This is a genomic window from Glycomyces albidus (assembly GCF_009451885.1).
Lineage (GTDB): Bacteria > Actinomycetota > Actinomycetes > Mycobacteriales > Micromonosporaceae > Glycomyces > Glycomyces albidus.
Genome location: NZ_WIAO01000001.1, coordinates 227,399 through 241,169, shown reverse-complemented (window position 1 = coordinate 241,169; position 13,771 = coordinate 227,399). Strand labels below are relative to the sequence as shown.

Genomic DNA, 13,771 nt, shown 5'->3' with positions numbered 1-13,771 from the left:
GCGCTATCGGTCCCGCGGGCCCTCGAGCCCGGTCACCGCGCCGGCCGGGAGCCGCAGGGATTCCGACGAATCGCGGGTCAGCCCTCACGCCGCCTGCGCGACCGACTCGGCCAGGGAGGCGATCGCCGCATCGATCCTGGCGGGAGTGAGCCCGGCGAAGCCCAGCACCAGAGCGGGCGGCGCCTCCCTTGCGTGCAGGTAGTCCGACAAGGGCGAGACCCGGATCTGCGACCGTGCCGCCGCCCGGGCGACGGCCGCGTCGTCGCCGCCCTCGGGGAGGACCAGAAGCAGGTGCAGCCCCGCGTCCAGGCCCTGCAGCGCGGCTTCGGGCAGGTGGCGGGCGACCGCCTCGACCAGGGCGTCGCGCCGGCGCCGGTAGACGAGGCGGGTGCGGCGAAGGTGGCGGTCGTAGCCGCCGCCGCGCAGCAGCTCGGCGAATCCGGCCTGCTCGAACACGCCGCACCCGCGGCTGGCCAGCCACTTGCGCCGCACCAGGTCCGGGCGCAGCGCGGCCGGCGCGGCCAGCCATCCCAGCCGCACGGCCGGAGCCAGCGTCTTGCTGACCGAGCCCACGTACACCACCCGCCCCGGATCCATGTTCTGCAGGGCCGCGGCGGCGGGACGGTCATAGCGGTACTCCGCGTCGTAGTCGTCCTCCACGATGAGGCCGTCGCGTTCACGAGCCCAGGCGATGAGCTCGCGCCGCCGCTCCGCGGAGAGGGCGACTCCGGTCGGATACTGGTGGGCGGGTGTCACGATGACGGCGCGGCACCCGGTCCGGGCCAGGTCGTCGACCCTGAGGCCGTGGCCGTCCACGGGCACCGGTACCGTCTCGAGGCCCCGGTCGCGGAGCAGCTCGGCCTGGTCGGTCCCGCTGGGGTCCTCGATCGCGATCGACCGGTGGCCCGCTGCCACCAGCGATCCCGCCACCATGCCCAGCGCGTCGAAGGTGCCGTGGGTGACGACCAGGTCCTCGGCGCCCGCCGCCAGCGCCCGCACCCGCCCCAGGTAGGCAGCGAGCTCGGCGCGCAGTTGCGGCAGGCCGGCGGCGTCCGGATAGCCCAGGGCGGCATCGGGCAGCCGTTCCGCGGCGGTGGCGACCGCCCTCAGCCAGGCCCGGCGCGGGAACTCCGCCAGCGACGGCAGGCCGGGCGTCAGCCGGAACCGCCACTCCGGCGGGGAAGGATCGGGCTCGGCCGCAGGGACCGGCGCTGCGACCGAGTCCGCTACGCGGGTACCGGAACCGGGCCGGGCCGTCAGATAGCCCTCGGCCCGCAGCTGGGTGTAAGCGGCGGCGACGGTGCCGCGAGCCAGACCCAGTTGGGCGCCGAGGTCGCGCGTACCGGGCAGCCTGGTGCCGGCCGGCAGGCGTCCGTCGCGCATCGCCTCGCGCAGTGCACGCTCGAGCCGTCGGCCTCGCTGCCCGCCTTCGGACACCGGCGGCAGGAGCAGCTCCCGCAAAGCGGACCAGTCTTCCTTCATCGAACTGGACCTTAACACTGGGCCGCTCGGCCATGAGACTTCATGCCATGACTACGACCCTCCCGCGCCCGCGACTGCGCGAACCCGACACCGGCGAGTGCCGCCGCGTCCTCGCCGTCCTCCTGCTGAGCGTCTTCCTGCTCAGCGCCACCGTCTCGCTGGCGAATGTCGCGGTGCCGACCACCGCGGCCGACCTCGACGCGTCACTGACCCAGATGATGTGGGTGGTGAACGGCTACCTGCTGGCCTTCGCCGCGCTGCTGCCGCTGGCCGGCCGCCTCGGCGACCACCTCGGCCCGCGCCGAGCGCTCGCCATCGGACTGCTCCTGGTGGCAGCGGCTTCGGCGGTCTGCGCACTGGCCCCGAACCCGTCCACATTGGTGGCCGCCCGGGCGCTCCAGGGCATCGGTGCCGCACTCGTGACCCCCCAGACGCTGACCATCCTCACCCGGACCTTCCCGCCGGAGCGGCGCGGCCGCGCCCTGGGCGCATGGGGAATGGTGGCCGGGCTGGCCGTCGCCACCGGGCCCGCGCTCGGCGGCCTGATCACCGAGCACCTGGACTGGCGATGGGTCTACGGCGGCATCGGCCTCTGGGCCGCCGCCGCGCTGGCCTGCACCCCGCTGCTGCCGCGCCTGCCGTCCGCCCGAACGGCCGGCCTCGACCTGACGGGTGCGGTCCTGTTGGCGGCGCTGCTCGCCGCCGCGGTCCACCTCCTGCTCGAGGGGGTCCCCGAGCCGCTGCGGCGGCTGCTCGGGCCGGCGGCACTCCCTGCCGCCCTCGCGGTCCTCGCCGCACTGACCGCCGCGGTCGCCTTGCAGCAGCGCCGCCGGCAGTCGCGGGATCCGCTGGTGCCGTTCGCGGTCCTGCGCGCACACCAGTTCCTCCTCATGGCCGTGACCACAGGGGCCCTGTCGTGCGCGGTGGCCGGCATGGTGCTGGTGACGGTCGTGCAGTTGCGCACGGTCGCCGGACTGGGACCGACGCAGGCGGGGCTGCTCATCGCCCTCGGCCCGGCCGTGTCGGTGCCGTTCGCCGTCCTGTCGGGGCGCCTGACCGACCGCCACGGCGGGCGCGGCCCGATCCTGGCCGGACTGGGGTCGATGTCCGCCGGCCTGTTCGCCCTGTCCGGCGGCATCGCGGCGGGACCGCACTGGGCCCTGCTGCTGCCGGGTCTGGTGGTGTTCGGCGTCGGCATGGGCGTGGTCTTCGCCCCGCCCACCGTCCTGGCGATGGCCCACGTCCCGCAATCCCTGACCGGCGCCGCGGCCGGGGCCATGAGCACCTTGCGGATCCTTGGTTTCGCGGTCGGCAGCGCCGCCGTCAGCGCGGTGCTGCAAGCGGGCCTGGCGAACGCGGACGCGAACGCCGACCTGGCGCAGACCCTGCAGCCCACCGACGATCCCGCATTGCGCGAGGGCATCGCGGCGGCGACTTCCAGCGCACTGCTCCTTCCGGCCCTGCTGCTCGCGGCGCTGGCGGTCGGATGCCTCTACGGCACGGGGGAATCGTCGCGGCGGATCCGCGCCCGGAACCGGAGCGCCGGACCGATCGGGGCGCCCGGCGCCACCGATGGCATTCAGGCGCCGAAGCGAGTGCGCCGGCGAGGAGGCCTCCGGGAAGGTGCAGGACGGCATCACTGAGAGGCCGTGTCCTGACGCGCGTCTCGCTCGTCCGGGTGCGTGCCACTCATCGCCGGCCCGGCGCTGCTTCCGGTCGCCTCTGTCCGGCGATTGAGGACGATCGAAAGCCGGTGCTCCTCAAGCGGGTCCGTGTGCGGCGCGCTCGCGTGGGGGGCGGGCGCCGGCGGTGCGGCTCGCCGCGGCGTGGCCGAGGGCCTGCTCGATGAGCGGTTTCAGGTGGTCGTCGGCGACGGAGTAGTAGACGAACGTGCCCTCGCGCCGGGCGTGGACGAGGCCGGCGAGGCGGAGCTTCGCAAGGTGCTGGCTGACCGCGGTGGGGCGTGCGCCGGTGAGCTCGGCGAGGCAGGCGACGTTCTCCTCGCCCTGGAGCAGCGCCCACATGAGCTTGAGGCGGGTGGGGTCGGCGAGCATGCGGAGCGCGTCGGCGGCGGTCTGGACCTGGTCGTCGTCGGGCATCGTGAAGTCCGGGATGCTCTCGTGCATGGAACTGAGCGTACCGTGCCTTGCTATCTTCGTGATTGCGAAGATACGATCATGCGCATGTTCGCGAGAATGTTCCGGTTGCCCGACGTGCGCTGGGCCGCAGCCGCCCTCGCCCTGTTCGTCGCGGGCGCCGCCGCCCAGTTCTCCGGCGCCCCGGCCTGGGTGTGGACCGCGGCGTACGCCGCCTGCTACATCGCCGGCGGATGGGGCCCGGCCTGGGAGGGCGTCAGCGCGCTCCTCAAGCCGCGCTTCGAGGTCGACCTGCTCATGGTGCTGGCCGCGCTGGCGGCCGCCGCGATCGGGCAGTGGTTCGACGGTGCCCTGCTCATCGTCATCTTCGCGACCTCCGGTGCGCTGGAGGCGGTCTTGACCGAGCGGACCGCCGAGTCCGTCCGGAGCCTGCTCGAACACGCCCCCGAACGGGCGGTTCGGCTGGCCGACGGCCGCGAAGAGGACGTGGACGCCGCTGCGCTGGTCCCGGGCGACATGGTCCTGGTCCGGCCGGGCGAACGCATTCCCGCCGATGGAACGGTGACCGGCGGAGAATCGGAGGTCGACGAGTCCACCCTCACCGGTGAGGCCCTGCCCGGCCGCAAGGCACCCGGTTCCGCGGTGCTGGCCGGGACGCTGAATGGCACGGGAGCCCTCGAAGTCCGGGTCTCGCGTTCGAGCGAGGACACGGTGCTGGCCCGGATCGCCCGGCAGGTCGAGGAGGCGTCCGAGGCGAAGTCGAAGACCCAGTTGACGATCGAGAGGATCGAGCAGCCGTACTCGCTCGCCGTCGTCGGTGCGACCTCGGCGCTCATCGCGCTGCCGCTCGTGTTCGGCGCCGCGTTCGAACCGACGCTGCTGCGGGCGATGACCTTCATGATCGTGGCCAGTCCGTGCGCGATCGTCCTGGCCACCATGCCGCCGCTGCTGGCCGCCGTCGCCCTGGCCGGCCGCAACGGCGTGCTCGTCAAGAGCGGCCTGATGATGGAGCGCCTCGCCGAGGTCGACGCCGCGGCCTTCGACAAGACCGGGACGCTCACCAACGGCGAACCCGAGGTCGACCGCATCGCAGTGCTCGACGGCGACGAAGCGCGGCTGCGGAACCTGGTCGCCTCCGCCGAAGTCCGCAGCGAGCATCCGATCGGACGCGTCCTCGGCCGGATCGGGCCCGTCTCGCCGGTCGAATCGTTCGCCGCCGTGCCCGGCCGCGGCGTCCGCGCCCGCGTCGACGGCGTCGACGTGGCGGTCGGTCACCCGGTGCTGCTCGAAGGCATCGACCACGCCGCCACGCGGCAGGCCGTCGCGGAATTCGAGGCAGCGGGACTGACCGTCGCCGTGGTGATCGCCGACGGCCGACCCCTCGGTGTCATCGGTCTGACCGATGCGGTCCGGCCAGAGGCCGCACTCGCAGTCTCAGACCTCAGGGCGCAGTTGGGAAGCGCGCCGCTCCTGCTCACCGGCGACCACGGTTCGGCGGCGCGTCGGGTCGCCCGGGCCGCCGGCATCGAGCGCGCCGAGGCCGCGCTGCTGCCGGGGGACAAGGCCGACCGGCTGGCCGGGACGCGGACGCTCTACGTCGGCGACGGCGTCAACGACGCGCCCGCGCTCGCGGCCTCGCACGTCGGTGTCGCCATGGGCGGTACGGGATCGGACCTGGCCCTCCAGGCCGCGGACGTGGTCCTGGTCGGTCGGCGGCTCACGGCCGTCCCGGCGGCCGTCGACCTGGCCCGCCGGGCCAGGCGGGTCGCCCGCGTGAACCTGGCCTTCGCCGCGGCGGTGATCCTCGTGCTCGCATCCTGGGACCTGTTCGGGACGCTGCCTCTGGTTCTCGGCGTGGCCGGCCACGAGCTGTCTACAGTGATCGTGGGCCTCAACGGGCTGCGGCTGCTCTCGTCCCGGCACTGGCGCGAACGGCGCAGCGGCACCGCGGCCCGCCTCCCCGAACCGGTCGCCGCCGCGACGTGATCGCGTCCTCCCCACCGGCGTCCGGACTGAAGGTGAACCTCGTGCGGCGTGCATCGAGCGGGCCGGCGTCTGCGAGCCGGCCCGCTCCGGCCCGCTTCCGTCCGCCGCTCTCGGGCTACCAGCCGACCGGGCCGAGGCGGTCGATGAACGTCCCGGTCGGGCCGTCGGCGCCGAGGGTGGCGCGCTCGACGATCGGGTCGCTGCCTTCGGCGGCGGTGAGCTGGCCGCGGTGCTGGTTCATGTCGGTGGCCGCGAACTTGCCGTTGGCGACCTCGCCGGGCGTGATCGCGTTGAACTTGATCCCCGGGTAGGCCTGCGCGTACCGGACGGTGATCATGTTGAGCGCGGCCTTCGACGAGGAATACGCGAACTCGTGCAGCGGGAGCCTGTACTCGTCGCCCGCGGTCACCGTGAACGACCCGATCCCGCTCGACACCATGACGACTCGGGGATTGTCGGCGGCTTCGAGGAGCGGCAGGAACGCGTTGGTGACCCGCACGGGCCCGTACACGTTCACGTCGTAGACGCCGTGCAGCTCTTCGGGAGTGGCCTGGCCGGGGTGGACCATGTGCCCCGGTGCGCCGGCGTTGTTGACGAGCACGTCGAGGCGGTCGGTGCGCTCGCCGACGATCCGCAGGGCCTCGGCGACCGACTCGTCCGAGGCGACGTCGAGCGGGACCACGACGATGTCCGAACCGCTGTCGGCGAGCGCCGCTGCGGCCTCCTTGCCGCGCTGCTCGTCGCGCGATCCGAGGAACACGGTGTAGCCGAGTTCGCCGAGGCGGCGGGCGGTCTCGAAGCCGAGGCCCTTGTTGGCCCCGGTGACGAGGGCGTGGCCGGCCTGCTGCGTCGGCTGCGTCAGATCGGTGTTCATGGTTGTTCTCCTTCGTTCCGTGCGGGATCTGCTCCCTACCCCACTGACGGACGGCGGCGAGGAAACCAGACGGGTGCGCGAGACGAATGTCTTGACGGTGCCTGTGCTTTCGGGCACGTACAGCGGTCAGCGCTCGTCCGCGGGCGGGCGGGCGCACAGGCGCGGGCCGTACTGGCGAAGGAACCGGACCTGATCGCCGGCGGTATGGCTTCACGGCCACTGCGGGCACGGCGGGTCTCCACGTCGACGACCGGCCGGGACGGACGCCAGCCTGTCCCTAATGGATCGACTGGGTCCCGATGGCGGAGAGCAGCCGCAGCTTCTCGTGGCTCTCGGAGCCGGGAACGGCGGTGTAGACCAGCAGCGAGTGCGCGTGTCCCGGATCGACGAGCCGCTGGCAGTGCAGTTCGAGGGCCCCGACCTCGGGATGGATGAAGTGCTTGACCTCGTTCGGGCGTACGCCCACCTCGTGGTCGGCCCACAGCCGCCGGAACTCCTCGCTGCGTTCGAGCAGCAGGTCGGCGAGCCGAGCGGCCCGGGAACCCGGGCCGCGCAGCGCCAGGACCTCCCGCAGGCCCGAGGCGTACATGCGGCTCAGGAAGTCGTGCTCCGCCGGATCGTAGCGTGCGCGAGCGGCGCGATCGGTGAACCACCGGTAGCCGAGACTGCGCTCGGGACCCTTGAAGCGGGTCGTGTCGCCGGTGAGAGCGACGCCGAGCGTCGTCTGCCTCAGCGTCTCCCCGAGTTCGGTGACGATCTCGGCCGGCGTGTCGTCGATGCGGTCGAGCACCCGCAGCAGCCCCGGGCTGATGTGCTCGCTCACCGCCCCCTGCACCGGCGGATTGTGGCCGGCGAGGCGGAACAGGTGGTCGCGCTCGATGTGCGACAGGTGCAGGCCCTGCGCGATCGAGGCGAGCATCTGCTCGGACGGCTGCGGCCCGCGCCGCCGCTCCAGCCGGGCGTAGTAGTCGGTCGACATGTGGCACAGCAGCGCGACCTCCTCGCGCCGGAGGCCGGCGGTCCTGCGGCGGAACCCGCGAGGCAGGCCGACGTCCTCGGGCTGCAGCGCCTCGCGCCGCGCCCGAAGGAACTCGGCCAGTCCGGAGCGATCGATCACCATGCCCTCCCTCTCGCGAGCTGGCTCATGTATAGCGTCCCGCGAGCGCGCTCAGCCAGGACTCGCCGATCCCCCCTTGCCGGCCCGAACCCGAGGGCGGCCCGCTCAGCCTCGGACCGGGAGGCCCTGGATAGCGGCCGCCGCATCGAGCACGGTGGTTGCGACACCACCACCGCGAGGAGCATCCACCATGACACGCACCGAATTCGACATCGCCGTTCCGGACCTGACCGGCAAGCGCGCCGTCGTCACCGGCGCCAGCGACGGGATGGGCCTCGGCATCGCCGCCCGTCTCGCCTCGGCCGGCGCGGAGGTCATCATGCCCGTCCGCAACCTCGGCAAAGGCGAGCGCGCAATCGAGACCATCCGGCGCAGCGCACCGAACGCCCAGGTCTCGCTCCGCAGCCTGGACCTGTCGTCGCTGGAGTCGGTCGCGGCGTTCGGCGAGGCCATGCGGGCGGACGGGCGGCCCGTCCACCTCCTGATCAACAATGCGGGCGTGATGCAGCCGCCGAACCGGCTCACCACAGCAGACGGCTTCGAGCTCCAGTTCGGCACCAACCACTTGGGCCATTTCGCACTGGTCGGCTCGCTGCTCCCGCTGCTTCGCGAAGGCCGGGCCCGGGTCACCTCGCAGATCAGCGTCGCCGCCCGGCGGGGCCGGGTCAACTGGGCCGACCTGAACTGGGAGCGCTCGTACCACGTCATGCGCGCATACAGCCAGTCCAAGATCGCGCTCGGGCTGTTCGGGCTCGAGCTGGAACGCCGCAGCAGGGCCCTCGCGTGGGGGATCACCAGCAACCTCTCCCACCCGGGCGTGGCGCCCACCAGCCTGCTGGCCGCCCGCCCCGAACTCGGACGCGACGAGGACACGCCGAACATCCGCCTGATCCGGGCGCTCTCGGCCCGCGGCATCCTCCTCGGCACCGTCGAGACGGCGAAGCTGCCCGCGCTCATGGCCGCGACCGGCCCCGAGGCGAAGGCCGGCGCGCTGTACGGCCCCGGCGGCCCGGGAAATCTCGGAGGCCCTCCCGTCGAGCACCGGATGTACCGGCCGCTGCGCGGCCGCGAGGACGAGGCGCGGCGCGTCTGGGAGGTCTCGGAAGCGCTGACGACGACCGCGTTTCCGACCGCCTGAGATGCCGTCCCGAGAACCGCGAGCCCCGGAAGCGACCACCTGAGCTCGATCCCGGCGTGCCCCAGACGTCCGGCATCCGGCCGATGCCGGACGTCCCCTCGCGGCGAAACCGGTCCGCTTCGGGACCGATTCCGGCCCATCCGCCGGTGCCTTGCGGCGAAGGCCCGCCGCGCGTCAGCATCGGTCGAAGTGGGTACTGCTCCCGCGTGATCGCCGTACAGATACTCGGTTTGGCCCTCATCGTGGCGGTGGCCTGGGACGCGGCCGTCACCGTGCTCCACCCGGACCGCGAGGGACTGCTCGCCACGGCGGTCAGGCGCGTCGTGTGGAGCGCGACGACCCGGTTGAGCACCCGGCTCGGCACCTTCGTGTTCGCGCTGGCGGGGCCGGCGATGCTGGCCTGCACGTTCCTCGGCTGGATCCTGCTGGCGATCGTCGGACTGGCGCTCGCGGTGTGGCGCCTGCTGGACACCGACTTCGCGGTCCAGACCCCGCTCGGCACCCCCGACTTCGCCGATGCGCTGTACTACGCCGCAGGCACGATCACGGTGCTGGGCTACGGCGACCTCACTCCGCTGTCCACACAGGCGCAGCTGATATCCGTGTTCGGCGCCGGGGTCGGATTCACCATGTTCACCGGGATGGCGACCTATGTGATCGAGGTCGTCGGCGGTGTGGCGACGCGCAACCGGTTCACCCTCGCCCTCCACGACGACGCCCGAGGCCAGGGCGGCGTCACGATGCTCACCGACTGCCTCGCCGAGGCGGGCGTCGACGAGACCCGCGAGCGCTGTCGGAGCTGGGCGGAGCACCTGCGCGCCGTCGACGAGATGGCGCACCGCTATCCGCTGGTCGCGTTCACCTACCGCTCGCGGCGTCCGGAGTACGACCCCGAGCGCGCGCTGCGGCATGTCGCGGAGGCGACGGTGACCGCCCTCGTCGCCGCCGAGTACGCGCCGGGCCTGCGGACGGCCGCCGAGGCGTTGTGTTCGGCGCAGGCCCGGATGCAGTGCACGGTCGCCGAGATCTACCTCGGCGACGCCGTCACGCGGCGACTCGCCGATCCCGTCCCGAGCGAACGCGACCGCGCCGCGGTGTCCCTTGTGGATGACTCCCTGGCGGCGGCGCTCGGCGTGCCCGTGTCGCAGGCCGAGCACCGGCGGGCGGTGGACACGGCGTGCCGCACTCGGATCTTTCTCGAAGGGCTGCATCGATGGTCGCGCTCCGACCCGCCGCAGCACGAGTGGAGCCCGTGAGCCCGCACCGCGAGCCGCGGACGCCGCGCCCGGCCCGACGTCGACGGAAGTCCTGGAACGTTTCTGGAAACATCGCGGCGCCACCCGCGACTGGGACGACGGCACCGTTCACTCTCCCAACTGAACCCGCGCCGATCGGGACCCGCGGCAGGTCGGCCGCGGGCCCGGTCGGCCCGCTGCGCGAGGTCTACCAGGGGAGCGGCCCATCGGCGCTGTGGAATCCGCCGGTCGGACCGTCCCCGCCGAGCAGCGCCAGGTCCACGACGTGCTCGGCGGCCTGCTCCGGAGTGAGGATCCCGGTGTTCCCGTTGATCTCGGTGTCGACGTAGCCGGGGGCGACCGCGTTGACGAGGATGCCCTCACCGCGCAGTTCGTTGGCGTACTGCACCGTGACCGCGTTCAGTGCGGTCTTCGAAGGCGAGTACGCGACCGAGGGCAGGCCCGCAAGGGGCCCTTGAGGGTCGGCGTAGAGCGTGAGCGAGGCGGCGTGGCTGGTGAGATTGACGATGCGGCCGGCGTCGGAGGCCCGCAGCAGCGGGAGCATCGCGTTCGTGACGGCGATGACACCGAAGACGTTGACCTCGAACACCTCCCGCACGACGGCGAGGTCGACCGCGCTCGGTACGCGGTCGACCGCATCCTGCGGCGCGGCGTTCCCCGACCCGGAGATGCCGGCGTTGTTGACCAGCACGTCGAGGCGGCCGTAGCGCTCCTCGATCTCTTCGGCGGCCTGCTGGACCGTCGCCTGGTCGGTGACGTCGAGCGCGACCGCGCGGGCGTCGCCGCCGGACTCCCGGATCGACGCAGCGGCCGCCTCCCCGCGCTCGCGGTGCCGGGCGCCGATGACGACGGTGGCACCGAGCGCGGCGAGCCGCTCGGCGGTGGCGCGGCCGATGCCCCTGTTCGCACCGGTGATCAGGGCGATCCGGCTTGATGCGTTGTCGGCGTTCATGTTCGATCTCCTATGGGTTCGGCTTCGATCACCTCCCATGACGTTCGGGCGCTCGACGGTGTGACATCCGGCGTCAGGCGGCCGGACCGCACCGGCCGCGACCGCCGGCATTCGGTCCTGACCCGACGCCACGGGACCGGCTCACCTGACAGGGGATGCGACTGACCGAACGTCCGAGCCCTTCCGTTTCAACGCAGACCCCTGGGCGAAGGTATGAGGGCGGACAGCTCCGGTCCGTCGGAACTGCATCACCCTGACGCCGGTGTTCCCCGCCTCGCGAAGGGACACCAGTCGGTTCTGGGCCGATTCACCGGTCGTTCCTCCTGGTGAAGGCGGTCAGCGGGGCGTCGGGGTCGGCGAGCATGAGGGCGACGAGCGTGGTGATCGCCTCGGGCTGCTCGTCGGCGGCGAGGTGGCCGGCGTCGTCGATGACGTGCAGGTCGACGCCGAGCCTCTCCCTGACCGCCGGTCCGAGGCGCGCCGGAGGCAGGAAGCAGTCATGGGCTCCGGTCGCGACGATCAGCGGTGACCCGAGGCGGCGCCGCAGGACGGCCTCGGGCAGTGGCGGCGGGGCGAGGGTGGAGCGGCAGTGGGCGGCCACCAGCTGGAGCCATTGGACGATCGCCTCGGGCGGCGCGTGGCCGGGCGCGGTGAAGTCGGCGAGCAGCGCTTCGGACCGCTCCTGGCTCGGTGCGAGCAGCCACCGGAGGGAAGGCACCATCATCCGCATGTCCACATGCAGCGGTATGACACCGGCGGGTGCGAGCAGTACGCGACCGGCGATCCGGTCCGAGTCGCACGACAGGAGCACCGACCCGCCGAGCGAATGGCCGACCGCCACGACCTGATCGGCGCCGAACGCGTCTAGGGTCTCGGCGAGCATGCGCCCGTACCAGGCGCGGTGGGCGGCATGCGGGCGCCCGCCGCTGCTGAGCCCCGGCTGTCCAGGCAGGTCGATGAGCGTCGTGTCCCAGTGGCGAGCAAGGGAACGCGCGACCGTCAAGCTCGTGGCCGCGTTGAAGTTCGTGCCCGGCACGAACACGACCCGGGCGGGTCCGGTACCGATGTGGGTCAGGTGCACCGGGGTGCCCTCGACCGCGATCGTCTCGCGGCGGTGCGGCACCTCCCAGGCGTCCAGCCGTGCACGGCACCATCGCACGATGACCTCGCGGTCGGCACGGGACTTGTAGAGGTCGCGCAAGGGTGCTCCGATCAGCGGATGAACATGTTCATCGCCGACCAGACTTCCCGGCACACCGGTCTCCACCGTACAGGAATCGGCCGCCTGCACCGAGAACGCCGCACGCCGGTCGGGTCGCGCGCTCGGACCGGACCGGGGCGGCACCGGCGCACACGCTCGACAGGCCTCACTCAGGTGGTCGGCGCCAGATGATGCTGTAGCGCAGCAGCAGATGGCGCCGGTACCGGGCGCCCGGCAGGATCTCGGCCGCCAGCGTTCGCATCTGCGAATAGGTCGCCGGAGGCGGCCACACCGTCGGGGACGGATGCTCCCAGTGTCCTTTGAAGGCGCGGTGGGCCGTCCCGACGGCGGCTCCGGCCAGGTCCCACGGCAGATCCCTTGGAATCTCGCTGCGGGCCAGCCCCACGACGGCCAGAACACCGCCGGGGCGCAGCAGTTCGCGCATGCGGTTCAACCCGGTTGCGGCGTCCAGGTGGTGCAGGGTCGCGACCGAGGAGACGAAGTCGTACGAGGCCGGCGTGAACGGATGCGTGAGGAAATCACCGAGGACGTAGTCGATGTCGTCGCCGTGCCGGCGCGCCTCGTCGACGCTGGGGCGGTCGAGGTCGATGCCGGTCACCTGCGGAACGATCCGACGCAGCTCGCGCGCGAGCATCCCTTCACCGCAACCGACGTCGAGTGCGCGGCGAGCGGTGGCCGGGACCGCGCCCAGTATGCGCGGGAAGTAATGGATGTTGTGGTTCCATCGCCTGCTGCCGGTCGGGGTCATGCCCCCATCGTGGAGCACCTCGTCGACCAGGGCGCATGCGGGGGCCGGATCCTGAAGCGGCACGGGAATCGAGGCGGAACCGATCGGGAACCGCACGTGGGTTCCCGTGCCGCATCGAACGGGCGCACACGGACCCGGCACTGCATTGTCGGAAACATGACAGCGGATGCGGGCAGCGGTGACCGCTCAGGGCAGGTGCACCGCCAGGGCCGGGCCGTCCTGGGTCACGGTGACGCCGGTCAGGTCGGGAACGCGGGGGAGGCCGGCGGTGGCGTCGCCCTCGTACCCGCCGACGACCACCGTGGCCGCGCCGGCCTCCGTGGCCGAGATGAGCCCTGCCGGGGCGTCCTCGAAGGCGACCGCGGCGCTCGCGTCGAAGCCGAGCGCGCGGGCGGCGAGCATGTAGGGCTGCGGGTGGGGCTTGCCCTTGGTGACGTCGTCGGCGGCGACGAGGACCTTCGGGAGCGGGATGCCGACCGCGGCGAGGCGGCGGAGGGTGAGCGCGCGGGTCGCCGACGTGACGACCGCCCAGCGGGACGGGTCGAGGGACTCCAGCAGCGCGGCGGCGCCGGGGATCTCGCTGATGCCGTCGGTGCGGTCGATCTCCTCGGCTTCGATGCGGTCGGTCTCGCCGACCACGTCCACGCCCGGAGGCGCGAATTCGGCGACCACCTCGATCGTCGGGCGCCCGTGCGCCACCGCCAGGATCGCCGCGGCCTCCAGGCCGTGGCGGGCGGCGAACCGCCCCCACGCCCGCTCCACCGACGCCGTCGAGTCGACCAGCGTCCCGTCCATGTCGAACAGCAGCACCGAAGCCGCCAGCACCGAACCGCCCATGCGGAACCTCCCTTGAACCGACCCGCAACGGTACCAACGCAAGATGACGGCCGCGCTACATTT

The 13,771-nt window shown here is 72.7% G+C and carries 12 protein-coding genes; 4 read left to right on the top strand and 8 right to left on the bottom strand.

What is annotated here, in order from left to right:
• Positions 1–84: 84 nt before the first annotated feature.
• Positions 85–1,482 (bottom strand): MocR-like pyridoxine biosynthesis transcription factor PdxR, encoded by a 1,398-nt coding sequence (gene pdxR, locus GFD30_RS01150; RefSeq protein ID WP_153023371.1) that lies wholly within the window; start codon positions 1,480–1,482, stop codon positions 85–87.
• A gap of 47 nt (positions 1,483–1,529) precedes the next feature.
• On the opposite strand from pdxR, the gene GFD30_RS01145 reads away from it, so the two are divergent.
• Entirely contained in the window at positions 1,530–3,125 is a 1,596-nt protein-coding gene (locus tag GFD30_RS01145; protein ID WP_194201806.1) for an MFS transporter, read from the top strand.
• A gap of 117 nt (positions 3,126–3,242) precedes the next feature.
• Here the strand turns inward: GFD30_RS01145 and GFD30_RS01140 are convergent, their stop codons facing one another.
• The gene (locus GFD30_RS01140; RefSeq protein ID WP_153023369.1) at positions 3,243–3,608 is read right to left on the bottom strand and encodes an ArsR/SmtB family transcription factor; all 366 of its coding nucleotides are present in this window, start codon (positions 3,606–3,608) and stop codon (positions 3,243–3,245) included.
• A gap of 57 nt (positions 3,609–3,665) precedes the next feature.
• Between GFD30_RS01140 and GFD30_RS01135 the strand changes: the two genes are divergently transcribed.
• On the top strand, positions 3,666–5,564 hold the full coding sequence (locus GFD30_RS01135) for a heavy metal translocating P-type ATPase (RefSeq protein WP_153023368.1): 1,899 nt from the start codon (positions 3,666–3,668) through the stop codon (positions 5,562–5,564).
• 115 nt (positions 5,565–5,679) lie between these two features.
• On the opposite strand, the gene GFD30_RS01130 is transcribed toward GFD30_RS01135, so the two are convergent.
• Positions 5,680–6,438 (bottom strand): SDR family oxidoreductase, encoded by a 759-nt coding sequence (locus GFD30_RS01130; protein ID WP_153023367.1) that lies wholly within the window; start codon positions 6,436–6,438, stop codon positions 5,680–5,682.
• 277 nt (positions 6,439–6,715) lie between these two features.
• Positions 6,716–7,555 (bottom strand): helix-turn-helix transcriptional regulator, encoded by an 840-nt coding sequence (locus GFD30_RS01125; protein WP_322632809.1) that lies wholly within the window; start codon positions 7,553–7,555, stop codon positions 6,716–6,718.
• Positions 7,556–7,745: 190 nt separating this feature from the next.
• Here GFD30_RS01125 and GFD30_RS01120 point away from each other — a divergent pair, with 190 nt between their 5' ends.
• Positions 7,746–8,693 carry an SDR family oxidoreductase gene (locus tag GFD30_RS01120; protein WP_153023365.1) on the top strand — a complete coding sequence of 316 codons (948 nt, stop codon included), beginning with the start codon at positions 7,746–7,748 and terminating at the stop codon, positions 8,691–8,693.
• 230 nt (positions 8,694–8,923) lie between these two features.
• Positions 8,924–9,949 (top strand): potassium channel family protein, encoded by a 1,026-nt coding sequence (locus tag GFD30_RS01115; RefSeq protein ID WP_227995700.1) that lies wholly within the window; start codon positions 8,924–8,926, stop codon positions 9,947–9,949.
• 187 nt (positions 9,950–10,136) lie between these two features.
• Here the strand turns inward: GFD30_RS01115 and GFD30_RS01110 are convergent, their stop codons facing one another.
• From GFD30_RS01110 to GFD30_RS01095, 4 genes are all read right to left on the bottom strand, one after another.
• On the bottom strand, positions 10,137–10,901 hold the full coding sequence (locus GFD30_RS01110; RefSeq protein WP_153023364.1) for an SDR family oxidoreductase: 765 nt from the start codon (positions 10,899–10,901) through the stop codon (positions 10,137–10,139).
• A 307-nt stretch (positions 10,902–11,208) separates the two neighbouring features.
• On the bottom strand, positions 11,209–12,102 hold the full coding sequence (locus GFD30_RS01105) for an alpha/beta fold hydrolase (RefSeq protein WP_194201805.1): 894 nt from the start codon (positions 12,100–12,102) through the stop codon (positions 11,209–11,211).
• A 166-nt stretch (positions 12,103–12,268) separates the two neighbouring features.
• Positions 12,269–12,871, bottom strand: a complete 603-nt coding sequence (locus GFD30_RS01100) for a class I SAM-dependent methyltransferase (protein ID WP_153023362.1) — start codon at positions 12,869–12,871, stop codon at positions 12,269–12,271.
• A 186-nt stretch (positions 12,872–13,057) separates the two neighbouring features.
• Positions 13,058–13,708 (bottom strand): HAD-IA family hydrolase, encoded by a 651-nt coding sequence (locus GFD30_RS01095; protein WP_227995699.1) that lies wholly within the window; start codon positions 13,706–13,708, stop codon positions 13,058–13,060.
• Positions 13,709–13,771: the final 63 nt, after the last annotated feature.